This window comes from Faecalimonas umbilicata (assembly GCF_042846195.1).
In the GTDB taxonomy this organism is placed as follows: Bacteria; Bacillota; Clostridia; order Lachnospirales; family Lachnospiraceae; genus Faecalimonas; species Faecalimonas umbilicata.
On sequence record NZ_AP031411.1, the window covers coordinates 223,284 to 247,927 of the forward strand.

The 24,644-nt window shown below is 38.4% G+C and carries 25 protein-coding genes and 1 pseudogene; 9 read left to right on the top strand and 17 right to left on the bottom strand.

Translation table 11 applies throughout. The features are described from left to right. Nucleotides 1-3: 3 nt before the first annotated feature. Nucleotides 4-2,019 (bottom strand): NAD-dependent DNA ligase LigA, encoded by a 2,016-nt coding sequence (ligA, locus tag ACGG81_RS01105; protein ID WP_117843962.1) that lies wholly within the window; start codon nt 2,017-2,019, stop codon nt 4-6. Between the two features lie 410 nt (nt 2,020-2,429). Between ligA and ACGG81_RS01110 the strand changes: the two genes are divergently transcribed. From ACGG81_RS01110 to ACGG81_RS01120, 3 genes and pseudogenes are all read left to right on the top strand, one after another. Then, a complete protein-coding gene (locus tag ACGG81_RS01110) occupies nt 2,430-3,698 on the top strand; it encodes a hypothetical protein (protein ID WP_054337542.1) in 1,269 nt (422 codons plus the stop codon). A 19-nt stretch (nt 3,699-3,717) separates the two neighbouring features. After that, the gene (locus ACGG81_RS01115; RefSeq protein WP_054337543.1) at nt 3,718-4,026 is read left to right on the top strand and encodes a hypothetical protein; all 309 of its coding nucleotides are present in this window, start codon (nt 3,718-3,720) and stop codon (nt 4,024-4,026) included. A 42-nt stretch (nt 4,027-4,068) separates the two neighbouring features. After that, nucleotides 4,069-4,656 (top strand): annotated as a pseudogene (locus ACGG81_RS01120) (SOS response-associated peptidase). A 49-nt stretch (nt 4,657-4,705) separates the two neighbouring features. Here ACGG81_RS01120 and ACGG81_RS01125 read toward each other — a convergent pair. The 9 genes from ACGG81_RS01125 to ACGG81_RS01165 form a co-directional block, all read right to left on the bottom strand. Beyond that, nucleotides 4,706-5,266 carry a hypothetical protein gene (locus ACGG81_RS01125; protein ID WP_117843963.1) on the bottom strand — a complete coding sequence of 187 codons (561 nt, stop codon included), beginning with the start codon at nt 5,264-5,266 and terminating at the stop codon, nt 4,706-4,708. 294 nt (nt 5,267-5,560) lie between these two features. Next, nucleotides 5,561-6,616, bottom strand: coding sequence for an SAM-dependent methyltransferase (locus ACGG81_RS01130; RefSeq protein WP_117843965.1), 1,056 nt, complete (start codon nt 6,614-6,616; stop codon nt 5,561-5,563). A 1-nt stretch (nt 6,617) separates the two neighbouring features. After that, nucleotides 6,618-7,166 (bottom strand): AbrB/MazE/SpoVT family DNA-binding domain-containing protein, encoded by a 549-nt coding sequence (locus ACGG81_RS01135; protein WP_055151554.1) that lies wholly within the window; start codon nt 7,164-7,166, stop codon nt 6,618-6,620. Between the two features lie 62 nt (nt 7,167-7,228). After that, the gene (locus tag ACGG81_RS01140; RefSeq protein ID WP_054337547.1) at nt 7,229-7,966 is read right to left on the bottom strand and encodes a hypothetical protein; all 738 of its coding nucleotides are present in this window, start codon (nt 7,964-7,966) and stop codon (nt 7,229-7,231) included. A 17-nt stretch (nt 7,967-7,983) separates the two neighbouring features. Further along, nucleotides 7,984-10,113 (bottom strand): nitric oxide reductase activation protein NorD, encoded by a 2,130-nt coding sequence (locus tag ACGG81_RS01145; RefSeq protein ID WP_117843966.1) that lies wholly within the window; start codon nt 10,111-10,113, stop codon nt 7,984-7,986. Beyond that, complete coding sequence (locus tag ACGG81_RS01150) at nt 10,110-10,487, bottom strand: helix-turn-helix domain-containing protein (protein ID WP_225084396.1); 378 nt, start codon at nt 10,485-10,487, stop codon at nt 10,110-10,112. The genes ACGG81_RS01145 and ACGG81_RS01150 overlap by 4 nt, the downstream gene beginning before the upstream one ends. Next, complete coding sequence (locus tag ACGG81_RS01155) at nt 10,375-12,192, bottom strand: AAA family ATPase (RefSeq protein WP_015526834.1); 1,818 nt, start codon at nt 12,190-12,192, stop codon at nt 10,375-10,377. Before ACGG81_RS01155 ends, ACGG81_RS01150 begins: the two co-directional genes overlap by 113 nt. Before the next feature lie 13 nt (nt 12,193-12,205). Further along, on the bottom strand, nt 12,206-12,991 hold the full coding sequence (locus ACGG81_RS01160) for a hypothetical protein (RefSeq protein WP_055151549.1): 786 nt from the start codon (nt 12,989-12,991) through the stop codon (nt 12,206-12,208). 99 nt (nt 12,992-13,090) lie between these two features. Continuing rightward, nucleotides 13,091-13,729: a single-stranded DNA-binding protein gene (locus ACGG81_RS01165; protein ID WP_015526835.1), complete on the bottom strand. Its 639-nt coding sequence runs from the start codon at nt 13,727-13,729 to the stop codon at nt 13,091-13,093. A 390-nt stretch (nt 13,730-14,119) separates the two neighbouring features. On the opposite strand from ACGG81_RS01165, the gene ACGG81_RS01170 reads away from it, so the two are divergent. Continuing rightward, the gene (locus ACGG81_RS01170; protein WP_025580526.1) at nt 14,120-14,359 is read left to right on the top strand and encodes a hypothetical protein; all 240 of its coding nucleotides are present in this window, start codon (nt 14,120-14,122) and stop codon (nt 14,357-14,359) included. Between the two features lie 374 nt (nt 14,360-14,733). Here the strand turns inward: ACGG81_RS01170 and ACGG81_RS01175 are convergent, their stop codons facing one another. Then, nucleotides 14,734-15,408, bottom strand: a complete 675-nt coding sequence (locus ACGG81_RS01175) for a response regulator transcription factor (RefSeq protein WP_226824569.1) — start codon at nt 15,406-15,408, stop codon at nt 14,734-14,736. 221 nt (nt 15,409-15,629) lie between these two features. Here ACGG81_RS01175 and ACGG81_RS01180 point away from each other — a divergent pair, with 221 nt between their 5' ends. From ACGG81_RS01180 to ACGG81_RS01200, 5 genes are all read left to right on the top strand, one after another. Then, nucleotides 15,630-16,559: an ABC transporter ATP-binding protein gene (locus ACGG81_RS01180; RefSeq protein ID WP_015526838.1), complete on the top strand. Its 930-nt coding sequence runs from the start codon at nt 15,630-15,632 to the stop codon at nt 16,557-16,559. After that, nucleotides 16,546-17,355, top strand: coding sequence for an ABC transporter permease subunit (locus tag ACGG81_RS01185; protein WP_054337552.1), 810 nt, complete (start codon nt 16,546-16,548; stop codon nt 17,353-17,355). The genes ACGG81_RS01180 and ACGG81_RS01185 overlap by 14 nt, the downstream gene beginning before the upstream one ends. Before the next feature lie 280 nt (nt 17,356-17,635). Continuing rightward, a complete protein-coding gene (locus ACGG81_RS01190; RefSeq protein WP_025580532.1) occupies nt 17,636-18,886 on the top strand; it encodes a radical SAM/SPASM domain-containing protein in 1,251 nt (416 codons plus the stop codon). Nucleotides 18,887-18,905: 19 nt separating this feature from the next. After that, a complete protein-coding gene (locus ACGG81_RS01195; protein ID WP_117843968.1) occupies nt 18,906-20,507 on the top strand; it encodes an ABC transporter ATP-binding protein in 1,602 nt (533 codons plus the stop codon). A 13-nt stretch (nt 20,508-20,520) separates the two neighbouring features. Continuing rightward, on the top strand, nt 20,521-21,402 hold the full coding sequence (locus ACGG81_RS01200; RefSeq protein WP_179976650.1) for a sensor histidine kinase KdpD: 882 nt from the start codon (nt 20,521-20,523) through the stop codon (nt 21,400-21,402). Between the two features lie 277 nt (nt 21,403-21,679). Here the strand turns inward: ACGG81_RS01200 and ACGG81_RS01205 are convergent, their stop codons facing one another. The 6 genes from ACGG81_RS01205 to ACGG81_RS01230 all read right to left on the bottom strand — a co-directional run bounded on the left by ACGG81_RS01205 (nt 21,680) and on the right by ACGG81_RS01230 (nt 24,637). Next, entirely contained in the window at nt 21,680-22,120 is a 441-nt protein-coding gene (locus ACGG81_RS01205) for a hypothetical protein (protein WP_025580278.1), read from the bottom strand. A 13-nt stretch (nt 22,121-22,133) separates the two neighbouring features. Beyond that, the gene (locus ACGG81_RS01210; RefSeq protein WP_004223695.1) at nt 22,134-22,820 is read right to left on the bottom strand and encodes a hypothetical protein; all 687 of its coding nucleotides are present in this window, start codon (nt 22,818-22,820) and stop codon (nt 22,134-22,136) included. Nucleotides 22,821-22,833: 13 nt separating this feature from the next. Further along, nucleotides 22,834-23,403 (bottom strand): sigma-70 family RNA polymerase sigma factor, encoded by a 570-nt coding sequence (locus ACGG81_RS01215; protein WP_054337558.1) that lies wholly within the window; start codon nt 23,401-23,403, stop codon nt 22,834-22,836. A gap of 14 nt (nt 23,404-23,417) precedes the next feature. Continuing rightward, nucleotides 23,418-23,828 carry a zinc-finger-containing protein gene (locus ACGG81_RS01220; protein WP_004223692.1) on the bottom strand — a complete coding sequence of 137 codons (411 nt, stop codon included), beginning with the start codon at nt 23,826-23,828 and terminating at the stop codon, nt 23,418-23,420. Nucleotides 23,829-23,951: 123 nt separating this feature from the next. After that, a complete protein-coding gene (locus tag ACGG81_RS01225; RefSeq protein WP_054337559.1) occupies nt 23,952-24,221 on the bottom strand; it encodes a hypothetical protein in 270 nt (89 codons plus the stop codon). A gap of 53 nt (nt 24,222-24,274) precedes the next feature. Further along, nucleotides 24,275-24,637 (bottom strand): hypothetical protein, encoded by a 363-nt coding sequence (locus ACGG81_RS01230; protein ID WP_054351054.1) that lies wholly within the window; start codon nt 24,635-24,637, stop codon nt 24,275-24,277. Between the last annotated feature and the right edge of the window lie 7 nt (nt 24,638-24,644).

A 24,644-nucleotide genomic window follows, 5' to 3' on the forward strand; every position in this document is an offset into this window, starting at 1 on the left:
TCCTTACGCAATCATTTCAAGAAACTCATCTTCAGATAAAATCTTAATGCCGAGAGACTGGGCTTTTGCTAATTTACTGCCGGCTTTTTCCCCACAAATTAGATAATCTGTCTTTTTTGTGACAGAACTGCCGGCTTTTGCTCCAAGCTCTAAAATCTTCGAGTTGATTTCATCTCTTGTAAAATGAGCAAGTTTTCCTGTTGCAACGATAGTACATCCTGTAAATACATTTTCTTTCATCATAGTATTCATTTCCTTTCTTTCTTCAAATATAAGTTCTTTTTGGAGTTCGTGCCAGAGAATTAAATTGTTTTCATCAGAAAACCAGTCATGGATATTCTGATTCAGAGTATCACCAAAGTCATCTAACTGGGTGAAATCATAGTCATCAGAGGCAGCATCAAAAAATTCCTGTAGACTGCCGTGGAATACTGTATCCAAAATCCTGCTTTTGGTCCTTCCGACCATAGGAATATCCATGGAAACCAGGAACCGGACAAAGGTAGTATTCCGGCTGGAAGTAATGGAATTCCATAATCTTTCAAAGGATTTTTTACCGAAACCTTCCAACTGTAAGATTTCTTCCTGATGTTCATTTAGATGGTAAATATCCGGAAATGTCTGGAGATAACCCAAAGTCAGGAATTTTTCCAAGGTAGTTTCGGAGAGTCCCTCGATGTTCATTGCTTTTTTTCCAACGAAATGTGTAAAGCGTTTTCGGATCTGGCTATCACAGTTGGGATTGTCACAATGCACCGTTTCAATGAGACGCCCATCATTTCCTTTTCTTTGATAGATACGAGTCTGAGAACCACAGCATGGACATACAGGAGGAACTGCATCTACGTAATGACCACGTTCCAGATTTTCTTCAATATGAGGAATGATCATATTACGTTTTGATACAGAAATTCTACAACCTGGCACCAATTCTAATTCTTTGATAAAGGTCAGATTGTGAAGGGTTGCTCTGGAAACAGAGCATCCGTCAATTTCCACAGGGTCAAAAACTCCCACAGGTGCAATTTCTCCGAAACGGGTGGGTGTCCATTCTATATTGCGAAGAGTGGTTTCGTAAGTTTCGTCTTCAAACTTAAAAGCCAGTCCATCTTTATAATGATGTCCGGTACGCCCGCAGTTTTTGGAATAGTCCAGACTGTCGAAAATCATTACAATTCCGTCAATAGGCAGATGTTTTTTGCCTGCCAGATCAGTCAGCCTTTCAATATACTGATTTACAAGTTCCGAGGTTAAGGGATGGTTTGCAGCAATATAAGGACAAGGCTGAAAACCATAGTCAAACAGGCTGGAAATTTTCATAGCTCTGCTGTCTGGAAAGAGAAATGGAGAGTCCAGACCTTCCAGAACATTAAAAGGCATAAAGTGCAGACAGCGTCCTGCACAATTTGCCGGATCAAGACTTCGCACAGAGCCAGAAGCCAGATTTCGCCCATTTTTGTAAGGTTCTCCTTTTCCATCTCGGAGGGTTTCTTTTAAACGCTCAAAGTCATGGGTTGGGATGAAGGATTCTCCAACAATCACCAGCCGGCCTTTATATGGAATTGAGAGAGGGACATCAACGTATGCAGGGATGTTATGGGTGATAAGTTCCCCAATTTCTCCGTCGCCACGCGTGGAAGCCTCTACAAGTGTTCCATTTTCGTAGACTAATTTAGTCGTTAATCCGTCCAACTTCAGCATAAACAGAACTGGCTGCTTACCGGCAAAACTTATCAAGTCCTGTACCTGCTTTGTCTTATCTAAAGAGAGCAAAGGGACCGGATGCTTTACTTTGGGAAGTTCACTGATGGGAGTATAGCCTACGGTTTGTGTCGGTGAATTGGATAAGACAAAGCCTGTCTGCTTTTCTAATTCCACTAATTCATCGAAGATTCGGTCATATTCCGCATCACTGATATTCGGACTGTTCTCATTATAATAAGCGTTACGCTGTAAATTCAGATGGTCCACCAGTTGTTTGATTTTTTCCACGTTTGATAATTCATTAGAGTGGTTCATTTTATTCTTGTCTCCTTTTCTATGGTATAGTTGTAATTCTTATTTGTTCCGGTTTTTCTTCCTCCTTTCTTTGCGTTCAGGCATAAAAAAAGAGAATGACACGGATGTTCATTCTCTAATGCGTGCAGTTTCCTGCAAAATAAAAAAGCCAGAAGTCCCTGCTGGTAGCGTGGTATACTTCTGACACTTTTACAAACCTAAACTGCGTGCGTATATCCTTTCCGGATGACACAAATAATAATTACATAGTAAGTGTAACACTATATGTAGTATGTGTCAATATAAAAGCACTATATATTGTTTATTCTGAGAAGAAAATTACTATATATAGAGGAAGCATGGATATGGAAAATATTATCTCTTGATTTCAGAACGTATGTTCTATATAATGAGATATAAAGGAGGGGAACGTGAGTTTGGAAAAAGTGATTTTTCATATAGATGTAAATTCTGCCTTTTTGTCCTGGGAAGCGGTATATCGGCTGCATCATTTGGGATGGAAAGGCGATTTAAGAGAACAGGTGTCAGCGGTAGGTGGGGATATGGCGATGCGTCATGGAATCATTTTGGCAAAATCCATTCCAGCAAAGAAATATCGGATACAGACAGGTGAATCAATCTTGGAAGCAAAACAGAAATGTCCAAATCTTATCTTAGTGCCTCCGAATTATGGATTGTATGAGAGGTGTTCCAAAGCTTTTATGGGAATTTTGCAAGAGTATTCTCCCACAGTGGAACAATACTCGATAGATGAGGCGTTTGTAGATATGACTGGAACGGAATTGCTTTGGGGGACACCAGTGGAAGCGGCGGAGAAGATGCGGAGACAGATTAAGGAACGGCTTGGATTTACAGTGAATATCGGTATTTCAGAGAATAAACTGTTAGCTAAGATGGCAAGTGATTTTCAGAAGCCCGACAGAGTGCACACACTATGGAAGTCTGAGTTACAGAAAAAGATGTGGCCATTGCCGGTAAGCGACTTGTTTTTTGTAGGACGGGCAACAACAAAGACACTTTTCAAGTTGGGAATTCGGACCATAGGAGATTTGGCAAAGAGTGATCCGAGTTACTTAAAACAACATTTGAAGAAACATGGGGAAGTTGTCTGGGGGTTTGCAAATGGGATTGATGTGTCTGTAGTCCAGTCGGCCCCGCCTGCTAATAAGGGATACGGCAATTCTACAACGATTCCTTTTGATGTGACAGATGCATCTACAGCAAAATTGGTGCTGTTGGCTTTGGCAGAGACAGTAGGAAGCAGACTTCGTGGAGCAGGAGTCAGGGCAGAAGTGATTGCAGTAGGGATCAAGAATTATGATCTCAGTTATGCCAGTCACCAGATGACGCTTCAGAATGCAACCAATATTACGATAGAGATTCATCAGTGTGCTTGCCAGTTATTTGACCAGCTCTGGGATGGGACACCCATCCGGCATCTGGGAATCCATACCAGCCGCATCAAGGATCAGGTGAATATGAGACAACTAAATCTGTTTGATACGAATGATTATGAGAAACTGGAAAAAATGGATGAAACGATAGATCAGATCAGAAAACGGTATGGGAATGATTCGGTAATACGTGCGGCTTTTTTAGGTGGGTGTATTGATCACATGAGTGGTGGCATTTCACGGGAAAAACGTTCTGTGGACTATGAGAAATTAAAGACAGAATAGCGGGAAGGGGGAAGGAAAGGTGGCATTTGGAATCGGAATAAATACAGAGCATACAGAGCAGGAGCCTTTATCCGGAACCTATCATGAGGTGGCAGTCCAGTGCTGGTTCACAGCTACCGGAAAATCTCTGCCATTGATGCTGAAGGTAAAAGGGGAGGATGAAGAGATTATTCAAATCAATCATATCCAGGTTCTGACTGTAGAAAAGCAGTGGTATGCGGGAATTTTGAACTGGAAGTATAGATGTCAGGCGGTACTTTTGGGAAAACAAATCAATTTTGTGCTTCTCTTTTGTCCGGAGGATTGTGCATGGAAACTGGTTGTATAAGATACCAGGGATGAAGTAAAATAGGAAAAAGGAGGACAGAAAATGTGCGGAAGATATTATGTGGATGATGAAACTTCACGGGAAATTGAAAAGATTGTAAGGAAACTGGACTAGCGTTTAAAGATAGAGCATGGACAGGACATCCACCCGTCTGAATCTGCAGTCATTCTTACAAAGGAGTGTAAGGAAGTGGCTGCGAGGCAGATGCAGTGGGGCTTTCCGGGGTTCCAGGGAAAGGGACTGCTTATCAATGCAAGGGCAGAGGCGATACTGGACAAGAAGACCTTTCGGGACAGTGTGCTGCATCGAAGATGTGTGATTCCTGCCCATCACTTTTACGAATGGAGTAAAAACAAAGAAAAATATACTTTTCAAAGTCCAAAGCAGGATGCCACATTATTTATGGCAGGGTGTTATCAAATCTATAATGGTCAAAATCGTTTTGTAATTCTGACTACGCAGGCAAATGCTTCCGTAGCACCAGTGCATGAACGGATGCCATTGCTTTTGGAACGACAAGAACTGGAAGATTGGATTATGGAGGATGCAGCGGTAGAATTTATTCTTGCTAAGAAGCCCATACTGTTGAATCGGACAGCAGAATATGAACAACTGAAATTATTTTCATAAGAAGGGAAACCCATAAAAGTTTCCCTTCTTGACATAAAAATTTTTGAATTTAGAATCCATTGTTTATTTGTTCTGTTGCTGCAGGCATAGGAGGACTAGATTTTACATAGATTAATAGTTTCCCATGCAGATCCAAATTCTGTTTACTCCATTGCCCATTCTCATAAACCTTTTGGGTAATTGTATTGTAGATAATTGGCGTATCCTCTATACGTTCCATATCAACGACAAGGCAATCCTGAAGGGCAATATATGGATATAGAGCATCTTCAATATATGTCCTTAATTTTAATGCCTGCCTGTGCAGTAGTTCCACATCATACAGTTTTGATAAGGTATAGCTCATTTCTTTGAGCATCCCGGATGTTGTAATTGCCTGTTGGATAACAGAAATCTGCTCTTCCAGAGATACATCTGGATTTATCATAAGCTTTGATAATGTAATTTCTTTTACAAAAGCTGTTGCTGTATCACCAATTTGCTTTTTTAGGCTTTCATAAGGAATCCGATACTGTGTTTGTAAAATTTCAAGTGGAACGTATTCTCGGTTTTTCTTCAAAGTTGAAAGCAATTCACAAAGCCTGCTTCCCAATTCATATATGTTATTCAAGCACACATCACTTCCGATACGGTCTCTGGTGTATGAACCAAATGGTAAATGGTATTTTCTGTTTCGAAAACGATACTGTCATTTGATACTTCCAAAATCGTTAGGATAGGAGATGTCAGAATAGAGAAACCATTGACTCCAGAAATAATAGCACGTTCCCCAACCCGTAGCGAAGAATGAAACCATCCTGAGAGTGTCGTTATTTGTCTATTTTTCACATGGTGCTTTCGATTTGTCATAGTGTTCACACTCCTTTTGTAGCGTCATAGAAAATCTGTTTTTCATGGCTCGTTTTTATGTAACAGGGTAACTCAAACGAAAATATCCTTTCGATACAGGTATATATTCGTCTGGGTGTTCATATAAGGTGGCACGGATACGTTCCTGATAATGCGGATTCTTTTTCGCTTTTGGGTGTTCCTTTAATAAATCGTACAGGTCTTTTAAAGCCCCTCTTCCTCCAATACTCTCCATTGTCATCCGGATTAGATGATGCCAAGTCAGTGCAAGAATATCTGTATTTTGTACATAAAACACACCTTCTTGCCGGATGCTGAAGGGGATAATGAAAGAATCTGTTTTTTTCAGCAACAGAGCATATTCTGTCACAATGGGAATGAAAGGCTTTTTGTACGTCCGATTGTCAGAAACACAATTAAACTGGCCCTTTACCAGAAAGGATTCAAAATCACCCATCCGCATTAAATCATTCTGCATACTATAGAACTTACCATGGAGCCGCATATCGCCTACCAGTATGGCAAGCCTCCCACCTTTCCGAAGTGCCAGGAAAAATTTCCGGATACAGTGATTTAGTTTTTCAAGAAAATCCGAATAGTTTTCACAGCGGGATAGGTCGTCCGGGTGAGGGGTTCCCCAGATATTTCCGGAATACTGGATCATATTATGGTAGGGTGGATGGAAAAAGATGAGATCAGCGGAATCCTCTACTTCATCTTTTAGAGCATTCCAGTTACCTTTTCCATACGCAGGTGCCGGATTTAGATCATAGAGCAGGGAGCGTACCTGATAACGGTCAGCAGCCGCCTTTGAAGTCCCAGAGCCACTCATAGGATCTAAGAGGGTAAAGGTGCTGGTATCTTTTCCGTAATATCGCTTATCGTCCAGGCAATAGCGTAGAAGTGCTGCAACCACTTCGGGGGAGCAGTTACCACGCCACTGGCTGTTACCGCCTGCTCCACGTTCTGGGTATGCCATGAAAGAAGTCAGTTCCTTTCCTACACGTTTTCGCAATCCTTCCGTTCCAAGCATGTCAGCGACAGTACGCCATTGGGGACCAAATTCAGCTTCTAATAATTGTGCTGCCCGATGCAGCATTAAGTCATTCATTTTATGTCACCTTCCTTTCATAATTTTGTTGGATGTAGCGGGAAATCGCCGCCGCAGTCATTTTGGCACAGCCTAAATCCATTTCGCTGAAAGGCTGTTGGTTTTTTGCACATAGTAAAAGACCCAACGTTTCACCAAATTCGTCTTTTTTAGAAATAGGGAAAAAGACTGATATGGGATATTTTCCTGTCATAGTAGGGTATATGCGTTCCTTTTCAGAGAATAATTTCATCTTTCCCTGTTGCAGAAGCCTTTGAATACTTTCTGTTACAGGCATATTAAGTGCTGTATGATAATTCTTGGAAGCAATGATTTTGGAATCATTACATAACAGGATCCGGCAAGGGACATTACTATGTAAAATATCCAGAAAACTGTCTAACCGGATATCCATAGGGATATGGGAGTCGCATTTACGAAGACAGATGTTGCGTGTGTCAGCTTCCAGCATCAATACATCGCCTGTATGAAGCTGTAGGGCTTTTCTTACTTTGGCAGGAATAATGATCCGCCCTTGTTGGTCAATATTTAGTGTTGTGGCATAATCCATAGAAATCTCCTTTCCTTTATAAAAAGAAGCAGTCTTTTCGGCTGCTTCTTTGTTGAAATTCTTTAAGCGACATACATACCATTCAGATATTGTTCTTGTGGTTGTTCTTGCATATAGGAAGACATTTCATGCGGCTGTATATTTTGTGCCATTCGTGCGTCCTGTTGTTTTTTAAATTGTTGTTTGCCGTTTTGAATCAGGAAGGATGCAACGTAGTTTTCCCAATTTACGATATAGGAATCAGCACGTTTTAACAGCATATAAAAATCCATATCTGTCAATTGGATAAAAGCACTTTTTTCAGAGATAAAACTTTGAGCCTGCATATAAGTGCCGCCGTTATGATTCTTTTTCTTGATACCTTTTCCGTTATTAATTTGAATTCTCCATGGGCTGGTCAGTATTTCCTGCTGGTTGTTATATACGTGGCGGGAAATAAAAAACTGTTGTGCAGTAGAATAGCCATTGCCATCCGGCACACCAAATATTTTGCTTTGCGACCATTCAAATTCAGGAAAGCCAGCGGTAACTCTGGACAGCAGAAATTGAATTTGTTCGGGTGCCAGATGAAAACGGGTGATAATATTTTTATCACCGGTACCACTAGAGTAATCCTGTATGGAGATTCCAATAAGGGAGTGAACTTTATGACCATTTTCTTCAAATTCTCCTTTTGCATGAAGCTGTGCATAGCTGTTATAACTTGTGTAGCGGAGACGGTCATACAGTGCAATTAATTTTTTACTGGTCTGTACTTTGCATATCTGATCTGTAATTGAGTTTTGATAATTTTCACTCATGTATGTTTTCCTTCTTTCTATTTCAAATATTGTTTTACAAGCTGTGTCATATTTTTGGGCAAATCTTCTAATTTGGTAATATCTAAAAAACCATCCTGATAGATTCTGCGGATGTTTTCTTTGTCATCACCAATTGCTGCAGCAAAGATCACAATGCCACGTTTACGATATTCATTCTTGATACCACGAAGATCTGCTTCTGCTTCCGTACCACTGTACCCACAATCTGCGGGCTGTCCGTCAGAGATTATGATGAGGAGTTTTTGTGATTCCGGACGCTTTGCCAGGTGTTCCGCAACATAACGAAGTGCAGCTCCATCCCGGTTGCCATTACGGGCAGACATATCCATCAGCCGGTAACGGTCAGAGGCATCCAGAGAATCAAATTCAGCATAGGAATACAAAGCAACCCCCTTAGAATCTGTAGAATGCCCATAAATGGTAATAGGAATTCCCAGGCTCATACAGAAATCATACAGCACGATTGCAGTTTTCCGGGCATGGGTAATACGATCTCCCCAGCCCATAGAACCACTTTCATCAACCAAAAGTCCCACGGAAAGTTTTTGTTCTTCATCCGGAAGCCTGGTTCTGGTAAAGATACCGCCGTCCTTTCGGTGTAAAGCCCGCATATCCAGCCTTTTACCAAATAACAGGTTTTTTTGTTTCCCGCCTTCTGCCTCTTCTTTTAATAAAGGAAGAATGGAACTTTGCAGCCTTTTGGAGGTCCGCAAAAGAGGGGAAGCAACTGTTTGATAAGATTTGATAAAAAAGTCGGAAACTGGATTGATGCGGTGGATTGTTACATGGATGCCTGCATGGGCATTTCCGTAATGTATTTCATCCGCCGATTTTTGCAAGTCTTCTGTTAATTCCTGTTCATAATCATTTTGGGCTTTTTCCGTAGCAACATCATTTAGGATGCGTGCAAGATCATTCGCTGCATTTTCATAACCGGAACCGGCATACTGTGATGCGTATGTGATTCCTGGATTATTTCCATCTAATACTGCTGTAGTTTTAGCAAGTTCAATTCTTCCTCCTTCTTCCTGCAGTACCTTTTCTGCCTGGTTGATTGCATCTTGCCTGTAATTTGGATCAAGACCAGATAAGTCACAGGTTATAGGAGTTTTTGATTTTACTGTAGGACCTGGAATGTTTTTAGGGATTCCTCCGTTTTTACCAGTTGGAAGAGGAGATCCGCTACCTGATTCTTTCCGCAGCAGATCCTCCAGAGCATCGCCAACTTGGGTACTATCCTGCTTTTTTAAAGACTCTCTGGTTAACTCTACCATAGGCTGAATATAGTTCCAGCAAAGTACTAAAAGATAGTTGGAAGCACGTAAGCGTTCTTTCCCCTGTGTGGCAATTAAAGCATCGTCAATATAATCCATGCAGTCTGAAAGGGTGTCTGTGTATTCTCCAGAATAATTCGTGCGGTTATTTATATTACCAGTCCGGCAATAAGACAAAATTAAATTGCTCATAATGGAAAACGGCTGATAGCCACAGTCAATTTGTTCCTGTATAGAAGGAATCAATTCAGACATCCGCAGATTATTGATCTGTATTCCCTGCTTAAAAGTTCCGGGATATTCTTCACACATCCGGGCTTCAATGTAGATGTCCTCCAGTATATTATTATACTGTGCAGCACAGCGGGATAGCGTCAGACACGTTGCGTTATCTTTTTCTTCCATGGCATCTAAGATGTCCTGCAGATTTGCCTTGTATCCAGAAGGCAGATTGTCTGGTGCTTCTGGATAGAAGGAACCATTTTCCATATTGGTCAGATAAAGCTGTAGTGATGCAAAATCAGAGTAACGCAGATGTCCGATTTCATGTCCAGTTAGACCAGTCAGGCTTTGTGACCGCAGAAATCGGGAAGGAAAGCTTTGGGTTATCGAGTTTGCGGCGTTACAGTGAATTCTATAATTATCTGTATAAGCGATGTCTGCATTTTCAGAACTGTCCCATTCCATAAGCACCTGAAGTCCATAGCGAGAACGGCCAGTAGCCGCTTTCGCCAGAGATGTTTGGTATTTTTGGAAAGCCGATGAAAGAAAGAGTTCTTCATCAGTGATTTTTGACTCCGTATCCCGGATCATTCTTTTTAAAGCTTTTTGAGTGTTATTCAATTTTTTCACCTTTCTTTCTTTTTCATATTTTGGGTTAGGAGATCTTCCATTGTACAGCCGTAATACTGGGCTAACCGAAAGACGGCGTAAGCAGATGGAAGCGTATGCCCATTTTCATAGTTCATAATTGTTTTTTCCGGTAGATGCAGAAGTCTTGCTACGGCTTTCTGAGAGAGTTTCGTCTGCTTGGATTTTCTTAAATAAACGAGATTTTCTGCCAGAGTTTTGCGTAGTTCGGCTTCGGTATAAAAGGTGTTCCTCAATAGTGTGTTATGATGCAAGAACTGTATCCAAGCAAGAACCTTCAATTTCGATACGGCTTTCAGAATCGGCAGTGACGGAAGATAAAATGGTATAATGAGCAGCTTCCTGTATATCGCCACATACCATAAAAGACTGAACCCAGGCAATTAATTCCCGGACTCCACAGCAGCCATCTGTTATCAGGTTATCCTGACAATACTGTGCGATGGAACGTACAATCTGTGTCATGGTACGTACTGATTTTTTATCGGAACATCCGGTAATAGCAAGAACACGCTCTACCATGGTCTCTTCATCCGGTTCATCCATATCTATGACCATATTCATCCTTGAAATGACAGACTGGTTCATGGGACGACAGCCGGCATAGTCATGATTAGTTGTGACTATAATGGTAGTATCCGGATGCCGATGGATGACTTCCCCGTTTGGCAGAAATACGCTGTTACAACGGTCCAATAGGGAATTAAGTCCTACCAGTACACCAGGATTGGCAATCACCGTAGGCTCCTGTATTTCTACCAGATAGCCGTTTCGGATGGCTTCAACCAGTGGTGTATCCACATAGCGGAACTGTTGGCTGCTGGAGGTAGCAGCTTGTTTCTGCTTCATTTCCTCAGATATATGATGGATCAATTCTTCATAAACTGTATTTTCTGATACCTTTTCATCATAAGTACCCGTTAATTTTTCATAGGCAGTAGCCGGATCGAGGGTAATGTCTTGAAAAGAGGGCAGTTCCCCTACCAAAGAAAGCTGTTTTTCATCTACATCAGGTAAAATCTGTCCAAGAAGGTCAAAAATTTCTGTATTTGCCGAGCAGGTGATGCATCGGTAAGGAAGGTGAAGTCCTGCAGCAATGGCTTTGGCACCTTCGGTCTTTCCCGTTCCAGCAGGCCCACGGAGCATAAAATTCCTCATAGGCTGCTTGCTGTCAGTTGTTAATTTGGCATGTTCGCATATTCTTTGGATTTCTTTTGGGATTACATACCAATCTTCGAGAATAGGAACGGTTGATTCTTCTTGGGGAGTTAATGTCCGAGAATTGGACAGGATGTATTTATCGACAAAATCTTCTTTGGGAATTGAAACGGCGGAAGCAGTATAGTGATGTCCACCTTTTAATACCTGAAAGGTACCCTGGATAATTTCCGTTGGTGCATAAACACCTTTTTGGATATTCAGTGGTGTAAGTCTTTGGAGCACGCCATTTGCAGGAGTGTCAACTTTGATGTTCCCGATAGGAAGGGAATCACCATAACGGATCCTGCGGTACACGTTATCACAAAGAACCGCAGCCGTTTCTGCAGCTTTGGGCAGGTCAGGAAAACCGTCATCACGGTGTTGCTTTAATTCCTGATATTTTTCATTGAATTCGTCATCTGAAAGGAAAGTAGGCATTAAAGCAAAATAAAGAGCACTTCCGGAATCTTCATCTTTTTTAAACTGATATGGCTCTGGTTTACTGTCCAGATCCAAAGGTTTTTCATACTTTCCGGCTATAAATTTCCCAGTCATACGGTTGTAGACCACTACATGCAGCAACCCGGTACGGCTTGGATATTCTGCGATTGTAAAATTGTTTGCCTGGCTTCCAATGGCTCCGAGTTCTTCCTCTGCTTTTCCAGCAGGTGGATTTTCCAAATTCATATAAGAAAAAACTGCCTGCAAAGTAGCAGAATGGAGAGTAGCCCGTTTTTTAGGCTGATTACAGTATTTGGAAGCGATGTCTTTCATCACTGCACTTTTCCCGGAATAGCTGTCAAATGGAGATGGTAGCGTTCTTTCAAAAGTCCAGTTAGGGACAAAGTTTGTATTTGGCATAGTATTTCCTCCTTTATTCTTTTATCCAGGATAATTCTAGTGCCTGGTCCTTTTCTTTTGCGGTCAATTCATCTTTTTGGAAGATGGAAATGAGAATATCCCAATAGTTTCGTGGCGGGAAATAATCAAAACAATCCTTGATTTCCGCTGTATCACCATTTTGGATGTAAATTTGCCCGTTTTCATTAATATAGAGTTTATGGTGTCCTTTCGCATGGAGCTGTCCGATAAGGTTCTCCAGTTTTTTCTTGCCAATTAAGGAATACCAGGATTCCGGATCAGCAAAAGGAACATCGTCCTCATCGGTAACTGTGACAGTCTTTTTGAGGCTGGCAATGGTCAGCATTTGAAGTTCCAGATATCCGTATTGGTTCATACGTGCTTCCGCAAAGTTGTAGTCCTCCGTATGAAAGGTTCTCAGACGTATGGGATTTCCGCAAAGAAGCTGCTTCATGGATGGCGGCTTCTGGAATTCCCATGTTGCATTTGGAAATGCAGCCTGTAGTTTGTCGGTAATCTGATAGCTGATTTGTCTCCAAAGCAATTCTTCTGTTTCGGAAACTGGCTCAGATGATTTCAAAGAAGACCAAGGGCTTGTTTTGCCCTGGTTCTTGAGTAGGTTTAGAGTCAGTTTATAGATTTTAGGAAGAAGTGTGGAAAGAAATAGCAGCAGGATGCCAAGGATTCCGATACTTGCGACTGCATTACGATTTCCATTTCCTGGTATGAATATAGTTGCAATTAACAAAATTATTGTGAGCATACTTAGAACTTTAAGAAATTTCTTTTGTGTATTCACTTCATTTCCTCCATGTTTGTTTCAATAGAAAAAGGAATTGCAGCAGACCAGTAGATACTGGAAAGTCGCAATTCCTTCATTTTAGGGATCTTTGATAATTTACGGGAATGGAAGCTGCTGTGGTGGTGTATTTTCCGGAATATTGGTAAATCCATCACCAGATACATTGCCAGCCGTAAATCCCTGTGGTGCATAAGCCGATCCCCCTGCCGGAGCATAAGACATCTGTTGTGCGGCCTGTGGCATCATATTGTTATTGACTGGCATTGCGCCAGTAGGCACGGTACCGGAAGGATTCATTCCCGGGTTTCCATTATAAGTAGCACCGTTTGCTGGTACTGGTGGAACATTTGGATTTCCGACCATTGGATTCCCCGGTACAGGTGTTGCTGCATTGGTATCATTACGATTCGCAGGTAAGAACTGCCAGTCCTTTACCATAATTTGCGGCGTGATAGCTGCTTGACCTGCATTATTGCCTTTCTGGTGAATATACGGATGGAGTTCTAAATCTCCGTAGACCATGAGACACGTTGATTTTTTGACACCGGCTTTTATCAGTCGATCTGCAAGAAACTTGTTGCAGTAACACTGATAGAAGATGGGTTCTTCCTTTCCGCTTTGACCTCTCTGGTTGGTAGCAAGCCCCAGACTGATGTATTCAGTTCCGGAATTCTTTGCTTGTTGCATAACCGGATCGGCAGTTACCCTTCCTGTTACAATGATAATAGATGACATAAAAATTCTCCTTTCTGCCCTTTGGGCGATAAAATAGTGATAAATAAAAAAAGTGCCATTATAGCACCGTATAAAACGGCATTATAATGACACGATTTTCCAACTTAAACTGCATGTGTACTGGAGATAGTATCCAGACACCCTATAAAGGGATAACACAAAACTTAAATACAATATCATAGTAACACAAGATATAGCGAAGGTCAATGATAAAATACCATATATAGTATTTTGCGATTCGAAATAATAATTTTTGTGTCAAAATGCTTGGAAGTGTAGTATTTTATGAGGATAATCCCAAATAGATATAAAATTTTCATAAAACACTACTACCTTTTCAGAGTAGATAAAATGTGGTAGAATGAGGAAAAATTATTAGGAGGATGCATTATGGCAAGACGAAAAAAACTGGAAAACACATCTTTGGAAGAGCAACTGGAGTATGTGGAACAGGAGATTCGTACAAAAGAGTCCGATTTAAAGGAACTGCGTCATAAAGCAAAAGAGATTCAAAAAGAGATAGAAGAGAAGCAGAAAGATGAGCTGTTTAAGGCTTTGGTAGCATCTGGGAAAACCATTGATGAGGTTATGAGATTTATAAAGGCAACAGGAGAAGATAAAATCGAATAAAAAAAATGAAAGATGCCGTTGTGGGGGAGTGAATCTGCAACGGTGTTTTTTATGGTCAGCTGAAATACAAATGATTTTCATAGACCACAATCACCGTTACCTTGGAAAGGAATATGTAGTGGTTCGAAGTTGTGTCTTTGCATTTGTAATTCGTAGATTTAATATATACTGCGTGGAAGTTAAGCCATTGTAGTGTCTAAAACTACGGATAACTCAGATGGTGCTTGGACGTATGTGATAGTTAATGAAGTGTTTGTGCCTGAAAAAATTGTTGAGGGTATACCTAGTTGTTTGAAAGTATGAAAAAAGTGAATAGGGTAAAAAATACCGTTACAGATTAATCTTTGTAATGGTATTTTTTGCGTGAATTTATTCTAACGGTGTAATTTATAACCTATTCCCCATACAGTATCGATATAAGGGGCTTGGTTTCCTATATGCTCTAGTTTTTTTCTTAGTTTGCTTATATGGACATTGAGAGTATTATCATCTGAAATATAATCTTTTCCCCAAATAAGTTGATATAAAGATTCCTTTGTAAAAGTCTGTTTTGGATGTTTGATTAGTAGCTGTAAGAGGTTATATTCGGTAGTAGTCAGAGTAAGCTCTGTGTTATTTACAAGTACTTTGTGATCATCCACATTTATGCGAATATCTTTAAAGGAATATTCCGTTTGGGGACTTTCGCTGCAACGGCGCAAAACACTTTCTATTCGTGCGAGAACTTCTTCATGATAAAAAGGTTTAGTTATATAATCATCTGCACCGGATCGGAGAAGGTTTATACGAATCTCAGGCTGATTTTTGGCAGATATAACAATAACTGGAATAGAATTGTTGTGTTTTTTTAGGTGAAATAGTATTTTTTCACCAGGCAAATCGGGAAGCATCAAATCTAATAACATTAAATCATATTTTTTAGAGGAAAGAGCTTCAATTGCTTCTATCCCATTGTGATATGCTGAAACATTGTAAGGGTTTCTTTTTAATAATTCTGTAAGAATAAAGCAAATTTCTTTATCATCTTCTACTAATAATATATCAATCATAATAAACTCCTTTGGTAATAGGTATGGTAAAAATACTAACATGATTTGTAATTTCATACAAGTTACTGTTTTAAATAATTTGAAGGTTTCATAGGCGAGTGGGAAAATATAAAGATAAATTTATAATTTTATGGAAATTTAAGAACTGATTTAAGAGAAATGTTAGAATTAGACATTATCATTATCATTATAGGATTTAAGAAACGAGGGAAGTGATTAGAATGAAAGAACCCGAAAAAATATTGGAAGCAAAAGATATTTGTAAAGCATACGGAAAAAATATGGTACTTAATCAGGTAAATCTTACGATAAAAGCGGGCGAGATATATGGACTGGTTGGAGAAAATGGTGCAGGAAAAAGTAGCCTGATGAAAGTTATTACAGGACTAACAAAGCCGACTTCAGGTGAGATAAGTTTATTTGGTAAAAAAAATCTTGAAGATGAAAGAAATAAGATAGGATGTTTAATTGAAAATCCAGCTTTGTATATGGACATGACAGCACGCCAAAATTTGGAAATCCAGCGTACTCAACGAGGAATTCCAGGAAAAAGTAGTATTGATGAAGTTCTGGAAATAATGGATTTAAAGGACGCTGGAAATAAAAGAGTGAAGGCTTTTTCTTTAGGGATGAAACAGCGATTAGGAATTGCAATTGCATTGCTTGGTCGCCCACAGTTGCTAATTTTAGATGAACCAATAAATGGCTTAGATCCAACCAAAATTAAATATGTGCGAGAAGTCTTAAAGAATATGAATGAAGAAGATGGTACAACGATACTTATATCCAGTCATATTTTGCCAGAGTTACATCAACTTGCAACTGTATATGGATTTATACATCATGGAAAAATGTTACAACAGATTACAGATAAAGAATTAGATGAGAAATGTCGTCGTCATGTTCATATCGAAGTAGACAATGTGGAAAAGGCTAGTTGCATTTTAGATGAGAGGTATCCAGAAAGTCAAATAAAAGTTTATTTAAGAAATGTGATTAAGGTATTTGGTTATAATAAAAATATTTCTGATATAACAAAAGAATTAGTATATGGAGGAGTTGGTGTAGAAAAAATAGGATATGAAGGAGAAGACTTAGAAGAGTATTACACAAATCTATTATCGGAGGTGAAATCGAATGAGACAGCTTAAAGCAGAGTACTATAAAATGAAATATTCGCGAGCCTCGAAGTGGGTTTTAGTATTTATGGCATTTATTTTTTTTATACCGTTCGTTGTGGGAAATGATACATTGTTTATGACTTTTGGTGATTATAGAAATATAGATAGCATTGGTTGGATTTGCTACATAGACGACATGAATAATGTAAAAGCTGCAGAAATCGCAAGATTTGCATTATCAATTAATTTTTTTTCTTGGATTGGATTAATTGTCTATATTACGACAATGGTATCTGCAGAATTTCATCAAGGAACAATAAGAGCTTCTGTCGTATATGGGATAAATCGAACCAAATTATTTTTAAGTAAATTACTGGTGATAAATGTTCACTTTTTTATTCTCTATTATATTGTGGAAACTGCATTAGGCTTAGGATTAGCATGGAAGTATGGTTTTCATTATAAAGGTGAGGAATTTTTGATTTTTATCGGAATGGTTACCTTAAATATGATAGCTATGATTGGAATGGAAGCTGTGGCGGTTTTGATTACGGTTTTAGTAAAGAATACAGGAATTGTGGCAGCTTTATCATGTGTATATTTCTTTGCAGGTGCGATTACTTATCCTATGGTATATGAGAATTTTCAAAATCAATCAGTGCTTCTTAAAGCATTTTGTGTTATGAACCCGACCACTTATATGTATAATATTTGTGGATATCGGATGACAAATGGGATTGTTGTTGGAACTATTATGTATGGTATGGGTGCGTGCCTGGTGGGGATAGTTTTAATGCATTTTGCATTGAAACGTCAAGAACTTTAATTTGTGTTTCAAGTAGCTCTTACTACTTTGAAATAAATAAATATTTTACAGGAGGATATTGCAATGAAGTGGATTAACAAAGCATCAGAGGACAAAAGTACAAGAATCTGCTGGGTTTACAATGATAAAGGTTGTGGATCTAAAAAGGCTACATGTGTAATTCGTTACTAAAGATATTTGTAGTCAGTAAAGGAAAATGTGCTCAGCAATATGCTGGGCACATTTTCATTATTGCAAAGAACACTGTGAAAACAAGAGATTAAGAAAAGAGGATATAATAATGAAATTATCAAGATACAATATAGAGAAAAAAGAAGATAAAAGTTGTTTGATTTACAATACGGTCACATCTGCAATACTGGAATTAGATACTGATTATGAAAAATCATATTATGAAATGAAAGAAGGGAAAAAATGTTCAAAGCCTGATTTAGAGTCAGCATTATTAGAGGGTGGTATGCTAGTTGAAGATGATAAAGATGAATTTGCAGAATTGCTTATAAGAAATAAAATAGAAAGGTTTGCGGATTCAAATCTTACATTAACTATTGCCCCAACTATGGCATGTAATTTTTGTTGTCCCTATTGCTATGAAAAAGGGAGAGAATATATTACTATGTCTGAGACTGTTCAGGATCAATTAACATCGCAGCTCAAAGAAAAATATCAGCATATACATGAATTAACGGTATCTTGGTATGGAGGGGAGCCATTATTGGCAATTGAAACTATTGAAAAATTAACCAAAAAGATAAAGTCTGTTTTGCCACTTGGTTGCAAATATAATGCGGATATGGTCACAAATGGTTATAAATTGACTAGAAGAGTAGCTGAAAAATTAAAAGACATGGACATCCACTATATTCAAGTTACTTTAGATGGTTCAAAACAAGCCCATGATAGTAGAAGGATTCTCCATAATCATCAGCCTACCTTCGAACATATATTGGACAATATAAGAGAATGTGCGGATATTTTGAATATTTCGATAAGAATTAATGTTGACAAGACAAATATAAACGAAGCAACAGAAATATTTGATTGGCTAGAAAGATATGGTTTAAAAGGTAGAGTTGGTTATTATTTAGCACCAGTAGATGATATTAATGGAGTATGTAATAATCATATATGTATGGAACGACCACAGTACGCAAAAGAAGAGATTGCGTTTTATAAAGAAGGGATTAAGAGAGGCTTTATGTACCAAGGTGTTAAGCCGAGCAATTATGGTGTATGTGGAGCAATTAGCTTAAATTCATTTGTGATAGGTCCAGATGGAGCGTTGTATAAATGTTGGAATGATATTGGATATAGTGAACGAAGTATCGGTAATTTGGAAAAAGGAATCAAACTTACAAATAAATTTGTAGAATGGCTTTCCTATGATGTCGTAAAGGATCAAGAATGTAAAGATTGTTCATTTTTTCCAGTATGTTATGGTGGGTGTGCTGCTTATAAAAATAAGATTTGTTCTTCAGTAAAATGGAATGCAGAAGAGATGTTGGAGCTGATGAAAGAAATGGCTCAATGAAATAGCAGGGAGAATTGGAATGATAAAATTTTGCAGTAAATATGTTTTTCAATATAAAATAGAATATGGGATATATTTTTTGTTGGGTATTATACTGTGCGGGTTAAATACATTTATACCGGCTGCTATGGGACAATTTATTAATATGTTTAATGTGGAAACAACATATTCAGCAATGTTAAAATTCATATTTTTATTACTGTTATTGTATGTTGGTAAGGAAATTGTCTGCTATGTCAATAAAATACTTTATATAAGGATACAGACTAATGCAGCATTTTCATTAAATTTCGAAATTGTAAATCATTTAAAAAAAGTTTCGCCACTCGTAATTGGCAGAACTGATTTATCGTACTTATCTCAAAGGATAAACAATGATGCGAATGATGTACTTATTTTTTTCATCAGCTCCTTGACTGAATTGATATTTTCAGTTTTTTCAGCGGGTATAATCTTATTTATGATTTGGAAAATGGATTCGATTGCTTTTATAGTTACAATGTTTTTATTAGCACTTTATTTTTTTATATATATTGGCTTCAAAAAGCGTATTTATAATTGCAGTTATGGAATGAAAGAGGAGAAATCCAATTTCTTCTCCAGACTGCAGGAACAATTAGAAAAAATAGAGTTTATAAAAATACATAGTATGGGTTCATTTTTTTCAAATAGGTTAGTAGCATCATATCAAAAATTATATCGATCTATATTTAAACAACAAGCGACTATCCAGGCATTTGCAAATCTTGAAGGGATTGTAGGGGCAATATCTGTATGCATTTTACTTTGGATTGGAGGAAAAAAGATACTTACTGGAGATATGCAAATAGGATATTTCTATATGATTTCAGTATATTTTAATATGATTTTGGAATATGGAAAAGAAATAGTGGCATACGGTCAAGAATACCAAGAGGCTTATGTATCCTTTGAACGTATAAAATCTATTTTAGAAATTAAGGAGCAGTCTAAGGGGTGTATAAGACTTAATGAAATCAAACAAATTAGAATTCAGGATTTGAATTTTGCATATGACCAGAAAGAAACCATAAAAAGTTTTTCTACAAACTTAAAAAAGGGGAAAGTTTATGGATTGAAAGGAGAAAACGGATGTGGGAAAAGTACACTTATTAAAATTTTAATGGGTATGTATGTAGATGAATATCAAGGGAATATAATATGGAACGATACAGAAATGAGAAATTTAGATATGGATTATATAAGAGAACATGTAATCAGTGTAACAGAACAGGAGCCGACTTTAATAGCAGATACAATATATAATAATATTGCTTTATATCGAAAGCTTGATGTAAAATGTATACAGAGAGCCGTTGATTGCTTTGGTGATAGTATTTTGAAAAGAGATAATTGGGATTTGCAAATTAATGAAAAGTCAAGTAATATTTCCGGTGGAGAAAAGCAAAAAATTGCAATTATTCGCCAAGTAGTGCAAGACGGTCAGGTAATGATTTTTGATGAGCCTACCTCAGCTATGGATGAGAGTGGAAAAAAACAATTTTTACAGTTGATCGATCAAATTAAAAATCATAAAATAATTATTATTGTTTCACATGATAATGCAATCTTGAATACATGTGATGAGATTCTAATATTATAAGGAGATATGAAGTTTGCTAGTTGTCTTTTTAATAACAGGAGTGTTTATATTATTAGGCATATTATACATTTTTCATCTGAAGAGGGAAATTAGAAGAATTATAGAATGGATAGAACATAATGAGCATATCTACTCGGTCAATGTATTTGATAAAGATATTGAGAACCTTGCACTTAGTATCAACAAGCGAATTAAAGAAGATGAACGAAAAGAACATCAGCTAAAAAAACAGGATAAAAATTTTAAAAAGATGGTAGCAAATTTATCACACGATTTACGTACTCCATTAACTGTTATTATTGGTTACTTGCAGTTAATTAGATTAGAAAAAAATGTGAATGAACCTGTTAATAGCTATATAGAACATATTGAAAAAAAGGCGGATTATTTAAAAAAATTAGTAGACGATTTATATTTATTGTTTTGGAGTGAAGCAATAGAGAGCGAAGTTGATATGAAATCAGTCAATATTACAGAGGTAGTCACTTCTTTGTTAAAGGAATATATTCAAAATTCAAAACGTGCCTCAGAACAATTAGATATTAGACTGCCACATGGAAACATTTGGATACTTGCTCAAGAGAAAATATTAATTAGAATTTTATGTAATTTAATAGATAATGCTTTAAAGTATAGTACTGGTGATATAATGTTTTACATGTGGGGAGAATCCGAGTATTGTCATATACAAATAAGCAATCCTTCTGATTATATTAGTGATGAAGAATTAAAATCTATATTTGATTTGTTTTACACAAAAGATGAAGCAAGGACAAAAAGCAGTGGTATCGGATTGTATGCTACTAGAAAGCTAGTAATACAAATAAGTGGTGATATTCAAGTGAATTATGAAGCGGGAATTTTCACTGTCAGTATAAAGTTGCCCTTAATATGAAAAAATTGGTCACAGTAGAAAAATAAAAGATATGGTTACTGCATTTTGAAACCCTGAAAGTGAAAGCACTGTCTATTTTTTGAAGAGTCTTCTGGAATACAATAGATTATTATTCCCTGCGATTGCTGTTATGCTGTCATCCTTGAGACAGAATACGTGGTAGTTCGGAGTGGTTTTTGTCATTTCACTGGGACGGCAGAAGGAAAACTTATAAAGCATAATAGAAGTGGGTATGTGAAAGTGGCATATCCACTTCTATTGTATTTAGAGAAGAAATCTAAGAGTTCTTCGGGGAAACATCTTCATTTAGGGATAATTCCTCATACGCAAGTAAATCCGGAGTAACCTTTTCTTCACCCGAAAGGTTTGCTACATTCCGGAAATATAGGCGATAATAATGTCCAGATAAAAGGCGGATATTTTTATCGAATGTAAAGTGATATTCTTTCTGGTCAGTGGAACGGAAAATAATTTTCTGTTTCTTGGTAAGTGGGCTGACTTCACGTTTTGTACAGGTTCCAGTTAATTCGGTATAGTCATGCATCTTGATGGTATGTAGCAGACTCACAATTCGTATGGCAGTTCCAACACCGATGCAAAGACTCATAAGGAGAAATATCTGGTCGTCTGTTATAAATCCGTAAATACATCCAAATAGGACACAGAAAAAGCCGATTGCCCCATGGACAATCAGCTTATTAAGAAATGGTTTTGGCATAATTTGCTCCTTCCTATAATTTTTCAAATGCAATCTGTTTATTGAGGTACAAATTACTGATGGCTTCCAGTACAGGATAACCGGCATGGGTGAATTGGATATCCTGTGCCAGGGTACGGAATGTTGCATCCGAGGTTTCATAGAGCTGCGTCAAAAGTTGCTCTGTATTTTGTGGATGGATGCCCTGTTCTACACAGGTTACAAGCTCTGCCGTAGAAATCTGTACTTTTTTTGCTATTTGGAGTACCGTGTCCTCTATAGCAGTCCGTGCCGGCTTTTTTAGATAATGGATCAGTTCCTTTGTGTGCAGTTTTTTCTTCATGCAGAGATAGATGCAGGTAAAAAGCCGTACTGAAAAACTGTCCTGCAATGGGCTGATATAAAGTTCTCCTAAGAGGCGGTACAGGGCATCCACACCAGTTAAACCATCCCCTTTTACAACCAGTCCTCGAAGCAGCAGCCGATTCAGGTAAGGTTCAATGGGGATATTTTCCGAACGGTGATGTTTTTTCAAGCGTTCGGAAAAAGCAGACTGCAATTCATGGATCTGTCGGATTTGAAATGCGAGGCTGCTCCACAGAAAGAATTCTTCTTCTGTCAGTCCGTATTCCTGCCGGTTATTGATAACAGTCGGTGTTTTATGTTCCTTTATGGAATCCTGGAATCGTAGGATTCCGACTGCAGTATAAAGTGTCAGCATAATCGTTCTCCCTTCAAGATAAAAGAGTATATAATTTGGTATCCTGCTGTAAGTATTTCCGGGCTTTGCTTTGCCATGCCCGGACATGATTCATTGGGACACCATAATGTTTGGAAATTTCTTGGTTGGTATATCCTTTTTGCTGCAGGAGCAGGGCATGTATTCCTTTTCTTAGTGTATTGCAGCTTCTCGCTTCTAAGGACTGCAGGTGCTTATAAATGGGTTCCTGGTTCATACATTGTTCCTGCCATAGTTCGGTTTTTTGGTCTACAAGCAGGGGTTCCATGTCAAATTCGGAAGATGCATACATGGAACAGGTGTATTTTCGTTCTTTTTGCAGTTTTCTCCAATAACTGTAAATGGCATTTCGTATGGCAACTCTGGCGTAAACTGCAAAGGGACGGGTGTTGTCATAGTTCATGGCGGCTTTGCATAAAGCTAAGTTTCCGGCTTGCAGAAGGTCTTGCTGCTCATCGTATGAGACATAAGCACAACGAGTAGTCAATTTTTTTACCATTTCAGGTACCAAATATAAGTACTCCTCTGTCAATCGGCGTTCATCATCTGTCATCGGGATGATCATACATATCCCCCCTTTCAACCAATGGCCCTGAGAGGGATATGGTTATTCTCCAGAATCTTCATGGATTCCAGAATTAGTTGATCACACATATAAGTGCTAAATTCTCCGATGTGTGCTTCCTTGGCAGTCAGACAGAATTTATCAGCAATCCAGCGGTAAGCCTCCGATTTCGTAAAGATGTGGTTTAGCCATATCTGGTCAAACACCCGGTGTGCTTGGATCCTTTTTTGCCGAAGCTCTTTGTTTGCCAGTTTTCCTTTGGCATTGGTAGTGCCAGGATGAACTCCTACATAAGAATTACACTGTGGGAAGTGACTGCACACATAGAGTTTTCCATCTTTCGCTTTATTTCCATATACATAGGACGCATCCCTTAAAATTGCGATGCTGCCGCAGTATGGGCAGCGGATTTGTTTCTGTTTCATAAAGATTCACCTCGCTTACGTGTTTTATACGTATATTGTAAGAAAGCAGGTGATGAATTCCCATAGGATGGGCATAGAAACTACTCCCAGATTCGGACTAAATGGCACAAAATGGCAGAAAATCTAAGAATAGAACAGTGCCTTGATAAGCGGAAAGAAACCGCTGTCTGCAAAACGTGAGTAATTTACTGGTGTAAAGATGAACCCTGCACAGAAAATCCGGATGACATAAACAGAAATCAGAGCTATACATAGCCGATACAGATTTCTGGTGCGTCTGCTCCAGGGCTTTCTCGGACGAAACTTCAGGTACAGGATTAAAAGTGCAGGAATAAAAATTAAGTTCGTAAATATTGTATCGATTCCTTGAATCATAGCAGTGAAATTCAACATAAAATCGCCTCCTTTCTTATCCTGTACGCAGAAAGTACCAAAAGTGCAACCTTTTACCAGTAATAATGGGATGCTTCCTGATGCCGCAGTAAAGCAAAACAAGGACATGGCTTATCGGTCAATGCTTCTTTTGCAAAGTAGAGTCCATATAAGGACTGAAACTGTTCCAGTGTTATGGCGGACAGGCATTCCGTTGGTTCCGGTATGCGGGAGAAGAGCATACGGGCATCTGCCATGGGCAGGATACAAGGACTGCCGTTTTCATCTGGATGATATAAGAAGTGTGGGCCATTACAATAACCTGGGGTTTTACAGGAAACGCAGCGAACATAAATACAGGAATGCCAATTTCCATCACAAATATCTAAAAAATGCCGGATGTGCTTGGCATCGGCATTACAACGAGATTGTTCCATATTCATC